Origin of the sequence: Sphingomonas sp. 1185, assembly GCF_040544655.1 — a bacterium.
Lineage (GTDB): Bacteria > Pseudomonadota > Alphaproteobacteria > Sphingomonadales > Sphingomonadaceae > Sphingomonas.
Genome location: NZ_JBEPKL010000013.1, coordinates 85383 through 104531, shown reverse-complemented (window position 1 = coordinate 104531; position 19149 = coordinate 85383). Strand labels below are relative to the sequence as shown.

At 64.6% G+C, this 19149-nt stretch carries 15 protein-coding genes and 1 tRNA gene; 8 read left to right on the top strand and 8 right to left on the bottom strand.

From position 1 onward, the window contains the following. Window positions 1-304: 304 nt before the first annotated feature. Entirely contained in the window at window positions 305-517 is a 213-nt protein-coding gene (locus tag ABIC44_RS10905; protein WP_354295396.1) for a helix-turn-helix transcriptional regulator, read from the top strand. Between the two features lie 316 nt (window positions 518-833). Here the strand turns inward: ABIC44_RS10905 and ABIC44_RS10900 are convergent, their stop codons facing one another. Next, the gene (locus ABIC44_RS10900; protein WP_354295395.1) at window positions 834-1820 is read right to left on the bottom strand and encodes an HNH endonuclease family protein; all 987 of its coding nucleotides are present in this window, start codon (window positions 1818-1820) and stop codon (window positions 834-836) included. Next, window positions 1820-4093 carry an AAA family ATPase gene (locus ABIC44_RS10895; RefSeq protein ID WP_354295393.1) on the bottom strand — a complete coding sequence of 758 codons (2274 nt, stop codon included), beginning with the start codon at window positions 4091-4093 and terminating at the stop codon, window positions 1820-1822. The genes ABIC44_RS10900 and ABIC44_RS10895 overlap by 1 nt, the downstream gene beginning before the upstream one ends. An 89-nt stretch (window positions 4094-4182) precedes the next feature. Between ABIC44_RS10895 and ABIC44_RS10890 the strand changes: the two genes are divergently transcribed. Then, a complete protein-coding gene (locus ABIC44_RS10890) occupies window positions 4183-5751 on the top strand; it encodes an ATP-binding protein (RefSeq protein ID WP_354295391.1) in 1569 nt (522 codons plus the stop codon). Window positions 5752-5885: 134 nt separating this feature from the next. Here ABIC44_RS10890 and ABIC44_RS10885 read toward each other — a convergent pair whose 3' ends face one another. The 3 genes from ABIC44_RS10885 to ABIC44_RS10875 form a co-directional block, all read right to left on the bottom strand. Then, entirely contained in the window at window positions 5886-6113 is a 228-nt protein-coding gene (locus tag ABIC44_RS10885; protein ID WP_354295389.1) for a hypothetical protein, read from the bottom strand. Window positions 6114-6267: 154 nt separating this feature from the next. Then, a complete protein-coding gene (locus ABIC44_RS10880; protein ID WP_354295387.1) occupies window positions 6268-7458 on the bottom strand; it encodes a tyrosine-type recombinase/integrase in 1191 nt (396 codons plus the stop codon). 154 nt (window positions 7459-7612) lie between these two features. Then, window positions 7613-7703, bottom strand: a tRNA-Ser gene (locus ABIC44_RS10875). Window positions 7704-7799: 96 nt separating this feature from the next. On the opposite strand from ABIC44_RS10875, the gene ABIC44_RS10870 reads away from it, so the two are divergent. Beyond that, window positions 7800-8669 carry a peptidylprolyl isomerase gene (locus tag ABIC44_RS10870; RefSeq protein WP_354295385.1) on the top strand — a complete coding sequence of 290 codons (870 nt, stop codon included), beginning with the start codon at window positions 7800-7802 and terminating at the stop codon, window positions 8667-8669. A 169-nt stretch (window positions 8670-8838) separates the two neighbouring features. On the opposite strand, the gene acs is transcribed toward ABIC44_RS10870, so the two are convergent. After that, window positions 8839-10791, bottom strand: a complete 1953-nt coding sequence (gene acs, locus ABIC44_RS10865; protein WP_354295383.1) for an acetate--CoA ligase — start codon at window positions 10789-10791, stop codon at window positions 8839-8841. A 290-nt stretch (window positions 10792-11081) separates the two neighbouring features. On the opposite strand from acs, the gene ABIC44_RS10860 reads away from it, so the two are divergent. Further along, on the top strand, window positions 11082-13610 hold the full coding sequence (locus tag ABIC44_RS10860) for a hybrid sensor histidine kinase/response regulator (protein WP_354295381.1): 2529 nt from the start codon (window positions 11082-11084) through the stop codon (window positions 13608-13610). Window positions 13611-13668: 58 nt separating this feature from the next. On the opposite strand, the gene ABIC44_RS10855 is transcribed toward ABIC44_RS10860, so the two are convergent. Beyond that, complete coding sequence (locus ABIC44_RS10855; protein WP_307100993.1) at window positions 13669-13839, bottom strand: metallothionein; 171 nt, start codon at window positions 13837-13839, stop codon at window positions 13669-13671. Between the two features lie 6 nt (window positions 13840-13845). Continuing rightward, the gene (locus ABIC44_RS10850) at window positions 13846-14148 is read right to left on the bottom strand and encodes an ArsR/SmtB family transcription factor (RefSeq protein WP_307100995.1); all 303 of its coding nucleotides are present in this window, start codon (window positions 14146-14148) and stop codon (window positions 13846-13848) included. 226 nt (window positions 14149-14374) lie between these two features. Here ABIC44_RS10850 and ABIC44_RS10845 point away from each other — a divergent pair, with 226 nt between their 5' ends. From ABIC44_RS10845 to ABIC44_RS10830, 4 genes are all read left to right on the top strand, one after another. Further along, window positions 14375-16027 carry an MFS transporter gene (locus tag ABIC44_RS10845; protein ID WP_309700709.1) on the top strand — a complete coding sequence of 551 codons (1653 nt, stop codon included), beginning with the start codon at window positions 14375-14377 and terminating at the stop codon, window positions 16025-16027. Beyond that, window positions 16024-17202 carry an HlyD family secretion protein gene (locus ABIC44_RS10840; RefSeq protein ID WP_354295378.1) on the top strand — a complete coding sequence of 393 codons (1179 nt, stop codon included), beginning with the start codon at window positions 16024-16026 and terminating at the stop codon, window positions 17200-17202. The genes ABIC44_RS10845 and ABIC44_RS10840 overlap by 4 nt, the downstream gene beginning before the upstream one ends. Next, a complete protein-coding gene (locus ABIC44_RS10835) occupies window positions 17199-18584 on the top strand; it encodes an efflux transporter outer membrane subunit (protein ID WP_354295376.1) in 1386 nt (461 codons plus the stop codon). The genes ABIC44_RS10840 and ABIC44_RS10835 overlap by 4 nt, the downstream gene beginning before the upstream one ends. Window positions 18585-18699: 115 nt before the next feature. Beyond that, the gene (locus tag ABIC44_RS10830) at window positions 18700-19125 is read left to right on the top strand and encodes an organic hydroperoxide resistance protein (RefSeq protein ID WP_309697684.1); all 426 of its coding nucleotides are present in this window, start codon (window positions 18700-18702) and stop codon (window positions 19123-19125) included. Window positions 19126-19149: the final 24 nt, after the last annotated feature.

Genomic DNA, 19149 nt, shown 5'->3' with positions numbered 1-19149 from the left:
GGCGGCGCCGGCGTCACCGCCAGCCAGCAACTGATCCAGAAGCTCATTCGGTATCGCAGGCTCTTTGCGTCGGGACATATCGGGCTCCTTCTTTCTCGTTATGCCCGCCCGCACACGAAATTCCTGACACTCCCCGCCGCGCCAGCGGCGTAGAGCCCGGTCCTGCGGCATCGCAGGAGACGGCATCGCTCTACTGTCTGGATGTCCCTCGAAAGTGCCGTCAGGACCCCAGCGAAGCCCTACTACCGATCAGGCAAAAGCAGGACCTTGGCGGCTCCCATCCCAAGAGCCGCGAGGCAATTCCATGTCCACCAACCCAGACCGCATCCTGCGTCTGAAGGCCGTCCTCGACCAAACCGGGCTTTGCCGATCCACCCTCTACCGCAAGATGGCCAACGGCACCTTTCCAAAGAACATCCAGCTCAGCACCCGCTGCGTAGGCTGGCGCGCCTCGGCGATCGACGAATGGCTGCGCAACCCGATGTTCTACCATGTCGGTGACCATCCTGGCGGGTAAGCGCTTTCACGACTCATCGCGGCGTTCCAACTCAGTTTCGGAAGCGGCTTGGACATCCGCCACCCCGAAAAGCTTGGATTTCAAAAATTCTTTGTCATCACAAACGGCGCGATGTGGGACAAATCCGTCGTTCCCATGCCACAGGTTGCACGTCTGCTATTGTAAGAAGCTAACGTTCACCTCTTGTCCGAGCGGCGCCGCGTCACGACTAACCCTGGGCCCAAATCTACGCGGCAGCTTCCAGCAGTTAGAAGCGGACAGCGGATCATCATCCATGACCGCCACAGGCGCTACCAATACCGATAGTCAACTACCTTCAAGGCAGACTAGTGACTCGCTTTTTGAACTCGGTAAGATAGTTTTTTGCCAAAGCAGAGAATGGCGCTTCAGGTGCCGCTGAAAATTGCATCTCGGCAAGGATCTGACCCTGCAATAAGCGCAGGTTGCGCAGCGCGTCCTGAACCGCAGGCTCGTGACCAAGGCCCGCATTGGTAAGAGCCCCTGCGACATTACCAAGACTAACGACCATGGTCTCCATAAAGCGCAGGCGCTGGACCAGCCGAGCGCGTTCCTGGACTAGGTGCATACGATTTAGGCCGTAGACCTGGATCGAGACCGCGCCCTTGACACTCAATTCTGTATGGGCGGCAGCAGCCGCAACTTGCGGTGCGGTGCCAATCGCCGGTAGCGCTGCCACAGCAGTGGCCTTGGGCAAAACCAGCCCGCTGGCCGCGCCTTCTGCAAACCAATAGGTCAAATGGTCGGAGGGATTGTCGCGGGTTGGATCGAGCAGTAATGCATCTTCGAGCGAGATGTCGTCGGTATCAGCAGCAGCCCGGGTGCCAGCGATTGGAAAACTATCCTTCTTACCGGACTGGGTTTGCGCGTAGAGAATTTTCAAATCACTGATCGCGCCGTCCGGCGCCAATTGTCGGCGCCGGCGATTGCAATCTAGACAGCTGGGCAGGAGGTTGGTCCAATCCATTGCCAGCCACCAATAGCCGGGATGGTTCGGCTCGCCTTCAACGGCACCCTTGGGCCGATAATGCTCGACATCGACCGGCGCCTGTGACGCAAAATACGATTCGCAATAGGCGCATTTTCCGTGGAACAGCGCTTCTAAGCGCTGCTTCACTTCATCGGCTTTGTAGACCTTGAAAGGAAACGCCGCGCGTTTTGCCCCGGCCGCTAGCGGTACTTGCATATGCGCTGCGGCGCTTTCCAGTTCAGTGCGCTTGAGCGGGCCGGAGCGGGCCGACAGTGCCGCCGGCGCGGCCATTTTTCCGCGAGAAACCGCGCGCATTAAAACCCCTCAAGAGCGTTCACGATCAAGTCGCGGGTTTCGACCTCGAGCCGCGCAAGATGATTTTCCGGCATGTCGCGGCGGCGCTGGAGATACACGGCAACTGCCTTTTGAACGAGGCGCTGCACTTCGGAAGAGCCGAGCGGCAACGACGTCGCAACTTCATGTTCCAGATATTCGAGCGCGCGCGTCTCTTCGCCATTGAGACGGGCCCCAGCAGCTCGGCGGGCGAGCAGGCTACCAAGCTCGGCGAGCTTGCGTTCAGCGTCGGGTGAATCGGTACTGAACATCGCAAAAAAGTCGGAAGTCAGTAGCTGTTCGATGGTCAGATTTTCGACATTTGGCAGTTCGGCAAGCGTTTCGACGATCACGGGTACTTGATGCAGATCGGCGTCTTCGCGCTCGACACGACTAAGTACCAGCACTTCGCGGTCATGCATCCCGCGCAAACACAAAGGATCATGAGTCGTGGCAATGAAAATCGCCTTGGGTAGCACCCGGCGAAACGCCGCCATAATCTGCATCTTCCACCTGGGATGAAGATGGGCTTCGATCTCGTCGATCAGGATGATCGGCTCAGCTTCGGCAAACCCCTTTTCGCTCACCGTCTTGTCACGGAGCAACCCTTCGAAAATATCGCAGACCATGGCGAGCACCGAGCGAAAACCCGACGAGACCACCGAGAGCGGGGTCTTCATCTCTTTGACGTTTGAGCCGGTACCGATTTGCGTGACGATTAGGCAGCGCGAATTGGCCTTGTCCTGCTCAATAACGTTAAAATCGCCTTCTACGCTAAACAAGCGATGAAGAGCACGAGCGACCATCGCGAATTGCGGCCTGTCGAGACCCAGTAGCCACTGTTCGGGATTGGGGAGGATGATGCTCGACTGGAACAGAGTACCGACCTTTCCAAAACGTCTCGTCCGTTTGGCGTCGGCGGCATATTGGCGAAATGCGCCATAAGCGAAGATACTAGGCGTCGGCCCGTCATGATCGCCTTCGTCAAAGCGGTCCGAAATCCTCAAGTACCGTGTGCTTCCGTCATGAAATTCGAGGACGACCTTTGCGTGTTCAGGTCCGACTGCACCCAATAGCCCCATCATATCGGGATTGAGGACAAAACTGCTTGGCGCTTTGCCGAGCCGCTGACGCACCATCGGACCGCATAGAGAAAGTGCGAGCGCTTCAAGCAGAGAGCTTTTGCCAGCGGCATTCTCGCCCAGCACCAGCACCGCGGATGCTTCCGCGTCGCGACCTGCTTCCACATCTTCGGGGATAGGCTCGGGAATCGAAATGTCGATCGACTCCAGCGCTTTGAAATTGGCGAGATGCACAGCGATCAGCCGCGGCGCCCCGCGGGTGCGTTGTGGCCCGGCAGGGATGCCCGCGGCCGGCTGTCGAACCTCTTCAAGCGCGCGTTCAAAAGCGTCGCGTCCAATCGGAGTACTCATCACCCGACGATAAGATTTCGCCAGCCGCCGGCTATTACCATCGAGCCGAATATCGAGCCGCTCAGCGATGCAGGCAGCGATCCGGCGCAGTAGGAGATACCAAGCGCCTCCAAATTCAAGCATCGGAAAATTAAAGGCAACCGGCACTGCGTTGATTACAACATCATGCCGCAGATGATCAAGATAATCATCAAAGGCGCGCGCGCGAGCGGCGGTCAGGTCGTCGCGATCAAGTGCGAAGGCTGATACGGTCTCGGCTCCGGCACGCGACAAGGATTTAATAGCGCCATCCAGTCCAAAACTGAAATGGGTGATAAAGCTACGGTCCTTGCAGGGATCGAGCAGCCAAGGCTTGTCGCGGTGCGGCCACCGCCACACACCGTAATTTTCATTTGCAAAATGCTCAAGCTCGGCGATTGCTGGTAACGCACCGCGGCCACCGGGGCGCACCGGAAAGAAGCGCCCGGCGCTGGTCGCGCATTTCTCACATGCCGGGTAGACATTATTCCAGTCAGTCCGCAGCCAAGTGTAATAAAGATGGGCAAATTCCGATTTTTCATACGGGTCGGCATCGCTTTGCGGACGAAAATGATGGATGTGCATCGTCCGCTTGCTTTCACAAAAGGCGCATTTCTGTTGGAACAACACTGCTAGCTGCTGCCGGGTCTCGTCGCCAAATTCAAAACGCCGCTCAGGCAGCGACTGAGCTCGACGGTTAGAATTTTCGCGCATCAGATCGAGCAGCGCGAGGCGCTCGACACGCGCGGCGCTGCCCTGCAACTCGCTGGGGGGCGGAACCTTGGCGCGATCAAAAAACTGCATATTACCCCCTAGTTGCATTGACACTAACGCGACCGATTGGGCTTGGTCGAGGTGATTTTTGTCTTACTGTGTGTCGGCGGGAGAGCGTGATGAAACGGCAAGTCGACAGGTTAAATGCAGTACCGTCAAAACGGTTGTTTCTCTCGATCATCGCCGATTACGACTTAAACAAGTCGGTGTGCGAACTGGTCGACAACGCATTCGACATGTGGACGCGCAGCGGTCGCGTGCGACCAATTAATATCCACATCATTCTCGATCGAGACACCAACCGGATCATAGTCGAAGACGATGCCGGCGGGGTTGACCGTGACGATCTTCCAGCGATCGTCGGCCCGGGCCAATCGGGTAGCAATTCAACCGATGAGACCATCGGGATTTTCGGGGTCGGCACCAAGCGGGCGGTGGTGGCGATGGCCGAGGACATCAAGATCGTGACTCGGGTCGCAGGGGCTCCAACCTATCAGGTAGAGTTTGATGATGACTGGCTGAAGGAAGAAGAATGGCTGCTGCCTCTATTCGAGGTGTCGGACATTTCCGCAGGTACCACTCGTGTCGAACTAAGCCGGCTGCGCCTGAGCATCGACGACGGCGCGGAAACGCAGTTGCGGAGCCACCTTGGCGCCACCTATGCTAAATTCCTGATCTTGGAGCACGTCTCGCTCCGCCTAAACGGCACCGCGATTGAGGCCCGTTTCTTCGACCGCTGGTCCTATCCGCCCAAATATGAGCCGCGACGCTATGCTGGCAATCTATCAACACCTAAGGGTCGTTCCGTTGAGGTAGAAGTGCTGGCTGGGCTTAGCAATGAATCAAGTCCAGCAACGGGGGACTATGGCGTGTATTTCTACTGTAACGACCGCCTAGTCGCGCCGGCTATCAAAAGCATCGATGTCGGCTTTGCGCGCGGTTTGGCGGGCATTCCGCACCCCAAAGTCTCGCTGACCAAGGTGATCGTATCGATGCGCGGCGATGCCGAGGCGATGCCTTGGAACAGCAGCAAATCGGAGATAAGTACCAAGCATCATACGTTCTTGGCGCTCCATCAATGGCTAGTGACGGTGGTCAGTGACTATGCGAGGATATCACGCACGCTGGAAGGACATTGGCCTGAGCAAGTGTTCGCCTATCAACAAGGTAAGATCACTGACGTGCCAATCGAGCAATCCATTGCCGCTAACAAATCCTATCTGCCCGACCCGCCAGCATCGCGCCCGCGACTGCCCGAGCGTGTCGCCAAGAAGAATCAACGCTTGGCAAAGCGCAAACCCTATGTCGTTGGTCTCTATGAGGGGATGGTGGCGGCTGTCAGCGTCGCCCGACAGCCGCTCCGTAACGCAAATTGGTTGTCACTCAATCTGCTCGCGATAACGCTGACCGGCGCACTTAAAACTTATCTGGTGCGTGAAACCACTGCCCGCCTCTCGAACCGCGAAATCAAGGCGCTGCTCACCGAACCGGAAACAAGTGCAAAGTTGCGTAAGCTCGTACCACTATCGGACAAGCGCTGGCAGCAGATCGACGCTCTGCGCGAACAAGTCGACGTTCTAACGTTCAGTGAGGCAGCGCCTGCGGTTAGCGACACAGATAGGGAAGGCGCCGAGGATTTGGTCCAATACGTTTTAAGGAAGCTTTTTAAGATCGATACGGTAGCGTAGCGGCTTAAGCATTGGGAACGACTTCCAAAGCGACGTGCGAACCCATTGCCTGTCCGGCTACAGGGGCGCTGATGTCCGCTTTCGCGCGAATCCGCACATTAGCGGGCCGACCGCTGAGCGCCCAGTGGCTGCCGTTAAATTCCAAAATGTAGGTAAGGTGAACTGATGGCATCGTGCGGTTCTTCCGACGGAATGATCGAACGACCGGAATTGGGGCGCTTACCTGCCCAATAGCTATCAATCTGCAAATGGCCGGTTTCGGCGTGAGCCGAAATTCCCGCCATCGCGCCGGAGAGGCGTATCTTGGTAGCCACCGGTCGCTTCACTTTTTGATCGAGACCGCCGCCAGCGCCCTGTAGCATGAGTTGGTCGTTGGGGGCAGTTGACCATGTCCACTGCCGGTTTAGCGCAAACAGTCAGGAGCTGGCAGCTCGAGGACCAACACGAGCCGCACTACTTCAAAAAGGCTTGGCACCCGTCCCGCCTTACATCTGCTTTCCCTATTCGAGGCCAAGCTCAGGTGTTGGACTCGTCGCCCCGGCTATCCGCCGACGGAGGGGGCGTCTTTTTGCAGAACGCCGCCCATTCGCGCATGAGCAATCGGCGCTTCTCGAGAAAGTCGGTTCGGCGATAGGCCGCCTCAACCTTGTTCGAGACCGTGTGGGCGAGCGCCGCTTCTGCGACCTCCCCCGAATAGTCCGTCTGCTCCGCGACCCAGTCCCGGAATGCCGACCGAAACCCGTGCACCGTCACCGCGAGGTCCATGTCACGTAGGATTTTGAGGAGCGTCATATCTGAGAGCGGCTTCTTCACGTTCTGGCCGGGGAACACCAACTCGCTGGCACCAACCTTGAACGTCTTGGCGCGCTCGAACACCGCCACCGCTTCGAGCGCGAGGGGCACGACATGCACTCGCCCCATTTTCATCCGCTCGGCGGGGATCGTCCACAATGCAGCTTCCAGGTCGAGCTCCGACCAGGTCGCGCCCCGAACTTCGCCCGACCGAGCCGCCGTCAGGATGAGCGCCTCCAGCGCGACGCGGCCCACCGATTCCCGCTCGCCCAGCTTCTTGAGGAAGCTGGGCACGGATGCATAAGGCAGAGCCGCGAAATGGTTCTCCTTTTTGGGCTGACGAGGCAGCCCCTTGGAAAGCGACCGCATCGGCGCTTCGGTCGCGCGGAACCCGCGTGCGTACGACCAGTCGAGAACGGTGCCGATGCGTTGCCGTACTCGTCGCGCCGTTTCCGGCTTCGTCAGCCAGATGGGAGCCAAGACGTCCCGGATCAGGGGGCCTTCGATTTCGCTGACCAACCGGTCGCCCATCTTGGGGAAGGCGTAGCTCTTCAGCGTCGCAATCCACTGATCCTGATGCTTGCCGTTCTTCCAGGCCTCCTTGTGTTCCTCGTGGACCATCTCGGCGGCCTTTCGGAATGTCGGAATGACCTGCCGCTCCTGCTTTCGCTCGGCGACAGGGTCGATGCCCTGTGCGATCTTCTGGCGTGTGAGGAACGCGGCCTCTCTGGCGTCCTTGAGAGAAACCGCTTTGAGTGAGCCCAGCCCGATATCCTGGCGTTTTCCCTTATTCTGGATTCGAAGAACCCAACTGGCTGCCCCTTTGCCGTTGATTTCGAGAAACAGGCCGTCCCCGTCCGAATAGCGTCCGGGCTCGATCAGCGATCGAATCTTGAGCGCAGTGAGCTTTCCCATGCCACCTCACCTCAATTTTTCCCCACACTTTTCCCCACACTTCGCGTGAGATTGTGTCGGATCGAGTGAAACGCAGCGGCACCAAGAAACCGCTGATTTCCGGGCTTTTATAGCAGATTTTTGGGTGTTTGGCGAGCCCTGCAAAGGGCGGAAATGGCGGAGCGGGAGGGATTCGAACCCTCGATACGGTTTTGCCGTATACTCACTTTCCAGGCGAGCGCCTTCGACCACTCGGCCACCGCTCCGCATGAGTTCATGCCTGGAACACGCGCCCCTAATGCGCTTCGCGGCGGCGCGCAAGCGATTGCGTGGGGCGGCGGGCTCGTGCAGTCTTTGCGGCGATGACGATCGCACTCTTTCTGGCCGCGCTGCTGGCGCAGGCTTCGCCCTCTCCCGCTCCCCCCGCGACGCAGGCCAGCGATCCGCTGCCCGGCGACTGGATCGCCGTGCCCGATGACGAGGTGCTGATCTTCACCCTGTCGAACGGGCGGACGGTGACGGTGCGGCTGGCCGCCGGGCAGGCGCCGGTGCATGCCGCCAATATCCGCGCGCTGGCGCGGGCGCATTGGTGGGATGCGGGGACCAGCGTCTATCGCGTGCAGGAAAATTATGTCGCGCAGTGGGGCGATGCGACCGAGAAGAAGCCGCTGCCCCCCGGCATCGTCGCCAATCCCCCGGCCGAATATGTCCGCGCGGGCAACAGCGCGGTCGCGCGGCTGAGCCGGCCCGATCCCTATGCCGCCTGGGCGGGCTATAGCCGCGACGGCTGGCCGCTGGCGGGGGATGCGGCGTCGGAGTGGATCCCGCATTGCTATGGCATGGTCGGCGTCGCGCGCGATCTGGCGCCCAGCACCGGGACCGGGGCCGAGCTCTACACGATCATCGGCCACTCGCCGCGCGGGCTGGACCGCAATATCGCGGTGGCCGGGCGGGTGATCGACGGGATGGAAGCGCTGTCCACCCTGCCGCGCGGGACGGGCGATCTGGGCTTCTACAAGGACGAGGCCCAGCGCCTGCCGATCGTGTCGGCCCGGCTGGCGAGCGAACTGCCCGCCGCCCAGCGGCCGCGTTACCAGTATCGCGAGACCGCTTCGCCTCGCTTTGCCGCCTGGATCAAGGGGCGGGAGAATCGGAAGAACGACTTCTTCACCGTGCCCGCGGGGGGCGTGGATATCTGCGCGGCGTTGCCGCCGGTTCGGAAGGCGCCTTGATCGGTTTGGGTTGAGGGGTGGGCGTGGCCTTCGACTTCGCTCAGGCTGAACGGGGGAAGGGAATTCGGATCGTCCCCGACAGCCGTTCAGCCTGAGCGAAGTCGAAGGCCACGCTGCAACGCCCACAAGCAAAACGGGGCCGCTTACCGAGAAGCGGCCCCATCCGGCATCACGCCGCCTTCTTCCCCGGCTCGATCCGGTGGGCGACGAGGTGGTCCACCACCGCGGGATCGGCCAGCGTCGAGGTGTCGCCCAGCGCATCGACCTGGTTCTCGGCGATCTTGCGCAGGATGCGGCGCATGATCTTGCCCGAACGGGTCTTGGGCAGAGCGGGCGCGAATTGCAGCGCGTCGGGGGTGGCGATCGGGCCGATCTCGCGGCGGACCCACTGGACCAGCTCGGCACGCAGCGCCTCGTCCTCCTCGACGCCCGCGTTCAGCGTGACGAAGGCGTAGATGCCCTGCCCCTTCACGTCGTGCGGCATGCCGACCACCGCCGCCTCGGCGACCTTGGCGTGCGCGACCAGCGCGGACTCGACCTCGGCGGTGCCCATGCGGTGGCCCGAGACGTTGATGACGTCATCGACCCGGCCGGTGATCCAGTAATAGCCGTCCTCGTCGCGGCGGCATCCGTCGCCGGTGAAATATTTGCCGGGATAGGTGGTGAAATAGGTCTGGAAGAAACGATCGTGATCGCCCCAGACGGTGCGCATCTGGCCGGGCCAGCTGTCCGCGATGACCAGATTGCCCTCGACCGCGCCGTCCAGCACCTTGCCCTCGGCATCGACGATCTGTGGCAGGATACCGGGCAGCGGCAGGGTGGCCGAGCCGGGCTTGAGCGCCACGGCGCCGGGGATCGGGGCGATCATATGGCCGCCGGTCTCGGTCTGCCACCAGGTGTCGACGATCGGGCAGCGCCCCTCGCCCACGACATGATAATACCATTCCCAGGCTTCCGGGTTGATCGGCTCGCCGACCGAGCCCAGCACGCGCAAGGACGAGCGGTCGGTCTTCTTCACCCAAGCATCGCCCTCGCGCATCAGCGCGCGCAGCGCGGTCGGCGCGGCATAGAAGGTCGCGACCTGGTATTTGTCGACGATCTGCCAGAAGCGGCTGAAATCGGGGTAATTGGGCACGCCCTCATACATCAGGGTCGTCGCACCGTTGGCGAGCGCGCCATAGACGACATAGCTGTGCCCGGTGACCCAGCCGACATCGGCCGCGCACCAGAAGACCTCGCCCTCGCGATAATCGAACACATGCTGATGGGTATAGGAGGCCCAGAGCAGATAGCCGCCGCTGCTGTGCAGCACGCCCTTGGGCTTGCCGGTCGAACCGCTGGTGTAGAGGATGAACAGCGGGTCCTCGGCCCCCATCGCCTCGGGCGGGCAGTCGGTCGCGGCGGCCTCGACCAGATCGCCGTACCAGAGGTCGCGGCCGTCCTTCATCGTCACATCGGTACCGCTGTGGCGGACGACGACGACATGGTCGACCGCGACGCCGTCATGATCGAGCGCAGCGTCGACATTGGCCTTGAGCGGCACCGACTTGCCCCCGCGACAGCCGCCGTCCGCGGTGATGACGATGCGCGAGTCGCAATCGACGATCCGGTTGGCGAGGCTTTCGGGCGAGAAGCCGCCGAACACGATCGAGTGGATCGCCCCGATCCGCGCACAGGCGAGCATGGCGAACGCCGCCTCGGGAATCATCGGCAGATAGATGGTGACCCGGTCGCCCCTGGCCACACCCAGATCCTTCAGCGCATTGGCGAGGCGGCAGACCTGTTCATGGAGTTCGCGATAGGTGATGCGGCGATCGGTGCCGGGCGTGTCGCCTTCCCACAGGATCGCGACCTGATCGGCGCGGGTGGCGAGGTGGCGGTCGATGCAATTGGCCGCGACGTTCAGCTGGCCGTCGGCGAACCAGTTGATGCGGAAATCGGCCTCGTCGAAACTGGTGTCCTTCACCGTCGCGAACGGCACGATCCAGTCGAGCCGCCTGGCCTGTTCGCCCCAATAGCCGTCGGGATCGCGCCGCGCCGCGTCATAGGCGGCGCGATAGGCGTCGGCATCCATCGACGCGCTGTCGGCCCATTCCGGCACCGGATGAAGATGTGCGGTCATGCCTGTCTCTCCTATTTTGACCGACCTTTAGCAGTCGAACATGGCAGATGCCTATCGGGTCCATGACAAAGTGTGGCACGGGGGCGACGCGACCCCGGAGCGCCCCCGGCTTTCGCGGCCAAGCGTAATCGGCGGCGCGACCGAAAAACAAGGGGGTCGACAAATGCTTTGCGAAGTCCCCGAATAAATTACATCCACACAGGGCAAGATATCGGCAATCCCTCTGTTCCTCGTGCAAAAGCAACGCTACAGCGGCTATTGCATTGTCTATGGAGGGAGGTGGACAGAGCATGGCCGGGACTGCCTATCACCCCATCGACATTCGCGCTGGATTCGCCGCTGTTCTGGCGCGGAACGGCGAGATGGGGCGGCTGATCGCGACATTCGACTGGGCCGCCACCCCATTGGGGCCGATCGCCGCATGGCCGCAAAGCCGCCGGACCGCGATCGGCATCATGCTGGCCTCCACCATCCCGATGGCGACGATCTGGGGGCCGGAGGCGATCCTGCTCTACAATGCCGGCTATGCCGAAATGGCGGGCGACCGGCATCCGGCGATCCTGGGCAGCCCGCTGATCCAGGCCTGGCCCGAGTCGTCGGCCTTCCATGCGGAGGTCGTCGCGGCGGGCCTGAGCGGCCGGGCGCTGGCCTTTCGCGACCAGGCGATGCTGCTGGGCCATCGGGACGCGCCCGAACAGCATTGGCTGGACCTCGACTATATCCCGATCCCCGACGAGGACGGGGCCCCTGCGGGCATCATGGCGACCCTGATCGACAGCAGCACGCGGATGCGCGACCGCCAGGAGCGCGAGGCCGCCAGTGCCGCCGCGCGCGAGAGCGAGGGGCGGTTCCGCAACGTGGCGGATCATGCCCCGATCATCATGTGGCTGACCGATGCCGAGGGTCATTGCATCTATGTCAACCGCGCCTGGACCGCCCAGACGGGGCTGGCGGTCGAGCAGGGCCTGGACTTTCAGTGGCTGAAAGCGCTGCATCCCGACGACCGCGCGGCGGTGGAGGGGGCGTTCCGCAGCGCGACGCGGGATCGGACGGCGTTCAGCCTGGAATTCCGCCTGCTCCGCGCCGATGGCGAACATCGCTGGGCGATGGTCACCGCCATTCCCCGGATCGACGACGACGGCACCTATATGGGCATGGTCGGATCGGTGTTCGACACCGACGAACGCCGCCGCGCGGAGGCGACGCTGCGCGACGTCAACGCCGTGCTGGAACGCCGCGTGGTCGAGGCGTTGGCCGAGCGCAAGCTGTTCGCCGACATCATCGATTCGACCGGCACGATGGTCCAGGTGCTGGGGTTCGACCACCGCTATCTGGCGATCAACCGCGCCGCCGCCGAGGATCTGGAGCGCATCTTCGGCACCCGCCCGCAGATCGGCCAGAACAAGAGCGATGCGATGGCCGCGCGCCCCGAAATCCTGTCGATCATGCGCGACTATTGGACCCGCGCGCTGGCGGGCGAGGATTTCTCGGTCATCCAGGCGCTGGAGGACATGGCCGGCGAGCGGCGGCATTACGAGCTGCGCTTCAGCCCGCTGATCGCGGCCGACGGCACGCCGATCGGTGCCTATCAGTTCGCGACCGACGTGTCCGAGCGGCTGGCCGCGCAGGAAAGGCTGGCCGATATGGAGGCGCAACTGCGCCAGAGCCAGAAGATGGAGGCGGTCGGCCAGCTGACCGGCGGCATCGCGCACGACTTCAACAATCTGCTTCAGGTGGTGGTCGGCAATCTGGAGATGCTCGACCGCTTCCTGCCGATCGACGAGCATCCCCGCGCCAGGCGGGCGGCGACCAACGCGATGACCGGCGCGAAGCGGGCCGCGACGCTGACCCAGCGGCTGCTCGCCTTTTCGCGGCGGCAACCGCTGGCGCCGCAATCGGTCGACGCGGTCCGGCTGGTCGACGGGCTGTCCGACCTGCTGACCCGGACGCTGGGCGAACAGGTGTCGCTGGCGATCGAGGCCGCGCCCGACCTCTGGCCCGCCGAGGCCGACACCAACCAGCTGGAAAGCGCGATCCTGAACCTGGCGGTCAATGCGCGCGACGCGATGCCGCATGGCGGCACCCTGTCGATCACGCTGCGCAACGCCAGGCTGGACGGGATGACCTCGATGGTTCCGGGCCCGGTCCCCTATCCCACCGATCCGGGCGATTATGTCGCGATCGATGTCAGCGACACCGGCATCGGCATGGACCGCGCGACGCTGGGCCGCGTGTTCGAGCCATTCTTCACCACCAAGGAGGTGGGCAAGGGCACCGGGCTGGGCCTGTCGATGGTCTATGGCTTCGCCAAACAGTCGGGCGGTCAGGTGCAGATCAAATCGCGCCCCGGCCAGGGCACCTGCGTCTCGCTGTTCCTGCCGCGTTTCTGTGGCGATGTGGCGTCGGTCGATGCGCCGCCCGCCCCCGCCATCCGCCCCGACCGCGGGTCCGAGACTATCCTGGTGGTCGAGGACGATCCCGATGTCCGCGCCTATTCGACCGAGGCGTTGCGCGAACTGGGCTATGACGTGCTGGAGGCGGAGGATGGCGGCTCCGCGCTGGCGCTGCTCGACGCGCCGGAGGCGTCGCGGATCGCGCTGCTGTTTTCCGATGTGGTGCTGCCCGGCGGGATGACGGGCGCCGACCTGGCGTCGGCGGCGCGCTCGCTCCACCCCGATCTGAAGGTGCTGTTCACCACCGGCTATGCCCGCGACGTGATCGTCCATGGCGGGCGGCTGGACGCAGGCGTCGCGCTGATCACCAAGCCGTTCGACTTCGCCGATCTGGCGGCGCGCATCCGGGCGATGCTGGACGGATAGGCGAAGGCCGCGAGGGGGGAGATGGAGCCGGATGCACGATCACCCGGCTCCGATCCGGTCAGCCGTGGCAGGCGCAACCGGCGTGGTCGCAGCCGGTACCGCCCGAATGATGCTGCGCGCAGGCATCGCTGCAGAAGGTGCGGCCTTCGGCCTCGACGGCCTTGCCGACGCTGACGATGCAGACGCAGTCGGTGCAGGCGCACTTCACTTGTTCGACGGTAACGGTCATTTCGACTTACTCCTCAAGGGCGTGATCGGGTTCGAGTACATGGTCCATCATGTTGGTCAGCATGGTGCGGATATGGCAGTCGGGCAGCTCGTAGAACACGTTCCGGCCCTGACGGCTCTGCTTGAGCAACCGTCCGGCCCGCAGCAGCCGCAGATGCTGCGAGACCAGGCTCTGGCTGATCCCCACTTCCTCGGTCAGATCGCCGACCGTGCGCGGACCGTCCAGGCATCCCACCACCAGCCGAAGCCGGTTGGGTTCGCCCAGCAGGCGGAACACGTCGGCGAGCAAAACGCCTTCATCCGGTGTCATGCAAACATCAACATATGAACACATCCTAATATATATACATCAATACTGATGTCAAGCGCGCGGCTTGGCAAGCATTTCCCATGGAACACAGGCTGTTGGTGAATCCGGGTGCGTGTCCGCCCCGGCATGGACGCTTCGCCTGGCGCGGTTTTCGTTCTGCACCTGATTCGATACGTTGCGCGTTGGGTGGCCGGGTCCGAAAGCATGGGGGCACGAAAGGACGGGGATGGCATCACGGTTTCGGCAATTCTGGAGCGAGGAGGAATGGTCCTTCGCGCCCCATGAACGGCCGACCATTCCCGGATCGCCCGGCAATTTCAGCCACCCCAACCGGCGCCGCATCGCCTATGGCCTGATCGCGGTGCTGATCGGACTGACCGGCGGGCTGGGCAATGCGCTGGTGTCGGTCAACACCCTGCAATTGCAGGGCGCCTTGGGGCTGGACCCGACCGAGATCGCGTGGCTGCCCATCGTCTATGTGATGACCAACGCCTCGATCAACCTGTTGCTCATCAAGTTCCGCCAGCAATTCGGCCTGCGTCCCTTCGCGCTGCTGTTCGCGGGGCTCTATACCATCCTGGCCTTCGGGCATCTGTTCGTGCGCGACTTCTCGACCGCGATCGCGGTGCGCGCGGCCAGCGGCATGGCGGCGGCGGCGCTGTCGTCGCTGGGCCTCTATTACATGATGCAGGCGCTGCCCGCGAAATGGCGGTTGAAGGCGATCGTGCTGGGCATCGGCGTGCCGCAATGCGCGACGCCGCTGGCGCGGCTGTTCTCGCCCGAGCTGCTCGCCATGTCGCAGTGGCGGACGCTCTATCTGTTCGAATTCGGGCTGGCGGCGGTCAGCCTGGCGGCGATCATCGGCTTGCGCCTGCCGCCCACCCAAAGGGTCAAGGCGTTCGAGCCGCTCGATTTCCTGACCTTCGCGCTCTATGCGCCCGCCATCGGGCTGTTCTGTGCCGTGCTGGGCCAGGGGCGGCTGGTCTGGTGGACGCAGGCGGCCTGGATCGGCTGGGCGCTGGCCTTCGCCATCCCGCTGCTCGCCGCCGCGCTGTGGATCGAGCATCACCGCACCAATCCGCTGCTCAACACGCGCTGGCTCGGATCGATGGACATCATCCGCTTCGCCATCGTCACGCTGATGGCGCGGATCGTCCTGTCCGAACAGAATTACGGCGCGGTCGGGCTGCTGACCACGCTGGGCCAGAATAACGACCAGTTCCGGACGCTGTTCACCATCGTCTTCGTCGCCTCGGTCGCGGGCGTGGTGGCGAGCGCGGTGACGCTGGACGTGACGCGGCTGACCCATCCGATCATGTTCGCCATCGGACTGGTCGCCATCGCCGCCTTTGCCGACAGCTTCTCGACCAACCTGACCCGCGCGCCCGAGCTCTACGCGACGCAGGCGCTGATCGCCTTTTCGACGACCTTCTTCCTCGGCCCGTCGCTGCTCTTCGGCATGACCCGCGCGCTGCAACAGGGGGCGGGCCATGTCATCAGCTTCATCGCGCTGTTCGGGATGCTCAATTCGGTCGGCAGCCTGGGCGGCACCGCGCTGCTCGGCACATATCAGACCATCCGCGAAAAGGCGCACAGCGCCGCCATCGTCCAGAATATCGACCCCACCGACCCGCAGGTGACGCAGCGTATCGCGGCGGGCGGCGCGCGCGTGTCGGGGGTGGTCGGCGATCCGACGCTCGCCCGCGCCGAGGGCGCCGCGCTGCTGTCGCAGGCGGCCACGCGCGAGGCCAATATCCGCGCCTATAACGACGTCTTCCGGCTGGTCGCCGCGCTGGCGGCCGCCGTCACCCTCTTCCTCGCGCTGCTGACCTGGCGGCGCGCCCGCCGCGCCCGCGTCGCGGCCAGGGGACAGCCATGACCGACACCCGCTCGCCCGTATCGCCCACCCCCATGACCGAGCAGGCCGCCGCCGAGGCCGGGGTGCCGCCCCCCGCCCCGGCGCCCGTACCCCCGCCCGCTCCGCCCCCCTCGTCCGCCTGGCGGCCGCCTTCGGGCGGATGGCGTTCACGCGCGCTGATCGCGCTGCTGGTCATCGGCGGCGTCGCGGCGGTGCTGGCGGCATGGCGGCTGCCGCCCTTCGCGACCGACACCCAGGCGACCGACAATGCCTATGTCCGCGGCCGCACCACCGTGATCGCGCCGCAGGTCAGCGGTTATGTCACCGCCGTACTGGTCAAGGATTTCGAGACGGTGCGCGCGGGCCAGCCGCTGGTCCGGATCGACGATCGAATCTATCGCCAGCGGGTCGACCAGGCGCGGGCGCAGGTCGCGGCGCAGGCGGCGACGCTGGCCAATAGCCGCCAGGCGCAGGCGTCGCGGGTCGCCAGCCTGTCCGCGCAGGATGCCGCCGTCGCCAATGCCGAGGCGCAGCTGATGCGCGCGCAGGCGGACATGGCGCGGGTGAACGACCTCGTCACCGACGGCTCGGTATCCTTGCGCGAACGCGACCAGACGCTGGCCGCGCTGCGCCAGGCTCAGGCCGGGTTGCGCCAGGCGCAGGCGGCGCGCGCCATCGCGCAACAGGATGTGCGCACCGTCGTGGTCGGGCGCGGCGGGCAGCAGGCGGGTGTCTCGGGCGCCGAGGCCGCGCTCCGGCTGGCGCAGATCGATCTCGCCAACACCGTCATCCGCGCGCCCGAAAATGGCCGGCTGTCCGAAGTCGGCGTCCGGCTGGGCCAATATGTGACGGCGGGGTCGCAGCTGATGTTCCTGGTGCCGCCCGAGACCTGGGTCATCGCCAACTTCAAGGAAGGCCAGACCGCGCGCATGGCGGTCGGACAGCCCGCCAGCTTCACCGTGGACGGGCTGAACAATGCGCGGCTGACCGGCCATGTCGAGCGCATCTCGCCCGCCGCCGGTTCCGAATTCGCGGTCCTGAAGTCGGACAATGCCACCGGCAACTTCACCAAGGTGCCGCAGCGTATCGCGGTGCGCATCCGCGTCGATCCGGGCCAGCCGCTCAGCCAGCGCCTCCGCCCCGGCATGTCGGTGCAGGCACGGGTCGACACATCGGGCGGGCCGGTGGTGCGATGAAGGCCGCGCCGCCCCTCGCCGCCGCGCTGATGCTGACCGCCTGTATCGGCCCGCGTCCCCAGACTCCGGCGACCAGCGCGGTGGTGCCGCCGCCCGCCTGGCGCACCGCGCTCGGCCCCGGCAGCCCGATCGCGGCGGACTGGTGGCAGGCGTTCGGCGACCCGCAGCTGACCGCGCTCGTCACCCGCGCGCTGGCCGACAACCCCGATCTGGGCAGCGCCGCCGCGCGGGTCGAGGAAGCGCGCGCGCAGGAACGACTGGCACGCGCGCAGCTGTCGCCCAACGTCACGGCGGGCCTCCCGCTGAGCGAGGGACGCAGCGTCACCGCCTTCGGCACCGGGCTCGACCAGTTCGGCGCGCAGCCGCTGGTCCAGGCCAGCTATGACTTCGACCTGTTCGGCCGGTTGCGCAGCGCCCGCGCCGCCGCACGCGCGCAGTTGCTGGCGACCGAGGCGGCGCGCGACACCGTGCGGCTGGCGCTCGCCGCCGGGGTGGCCAGCGGCTATGTTTCCTTACGCGCGCTCGACCACCGGCTGCACATCGCCGAGAAGACGCTGGACGCCCGGACCGAGGCGCTGCGCATCGCCCGGCGGCGGGCGACGACCGGCTATACCTCCAACCTCGAGCTGCGGCAGGCCGAGAGCGAGTTTCGCTCGACCCAGCAATTGGTCGCCGCCGCGCGGCTGGCGGTCACGCGTCAGGAAAATGCGCTGAGCGTACTGGTCGGCGGTACGCCGGGGCCGATCCCGCGCGGGCTGGCGATCGACCGGCTGGTCCGTCCCGCCATTCCCGACGGGCTGCCCGCCGACCTTCTCCGCCGCCGCCCCGACCTGTTCCAGGCCGAACAGGCGCTGGTCGCCGCCGACCGCTCGCTCGACAGTGCGCGCGCGGCGATGCTGCCCAGCCTGGGGCTGACGGGCACGGCGGGGGTGGTGCTGTCCAGCGCGCTGGCCGATCCGGTGACGATCTTCTCGATCGGGGGCAGCGTGCTCGCCCCGATCTTCGACGCAGGACGGCTGCGCGCCCAAGCGGATGCCAGCGCCGCGCGGCGCGACCAGGCCGCCTTCGCCTATCGCCGCACCGCGCTGACCGCGTTTCGCGAGGTGGACGACAACCTCGCCTCGGTCCGCCGCTCGGGCGAGCAGGCGGCGGCGCTCGCCGGACAGCGGGCCGCGCTGGCGGACGCGCTTCGCATCGCCTCCAATCGCTACCGCGCGGGCTATTCCTCCTATCTGGAACAGCTGGATGCGCAGCGCGGGCTGCTGAACGCCGAACTGGCGCTGGCCGAGGCGCAGGCCAGCCAGCTGACCGCCTATATCACGCTGTATCAGGCGATGGGCGGCGGCTGGTCCGACGCGGCGATCCGTGCGACCCGGCAATAGGGGCCGGGCCTTGCGCGGTTGCCGCCATCGGTTTCGCGGGTCATGATCGGTCATGGAACGCAGGTCGGCGTGGCGCGCTAATGCCGCGTACCGATGGACCAATGGGAGATCCGATATGGGCGTGAATGTGATCTACAAGACCAGGGCGACAGCCACCGGCGGCCGCGACGGCGCGGCACGGTCGGAGGACGGCTCGGTCGACGTCAAGCTGGTGGTCCCCAAGGAAATGGGCGGTCCGGGCGGCGATGGCGCCAATCCGGAAAAGCTGTTCGCCGCCGGATACTCGGCCTGTTTCCTGGGCGCGATGAAGGCGGTTTCGGGCAAGGAAGGCGTGAAGGTGCCGCAGGATGCCACCGTCACCGCCGAGGTCGGCTTCGGCCCGCGCGAGGAAGGCGGCTATGGCATCACCGTCGACCTGCTCGTCAACCTGCCCGGTGTCGAGCCCGCCGATGGCGAGCGGCTGATGCACGCCGCGCATCAGGTCTGCCCCTATTCCAACGCGACCCGCGGCAATGTGGATGTCGGCCTGACCCTCGCCTGAGCCTGTTCGCCATCTCTAATCCCA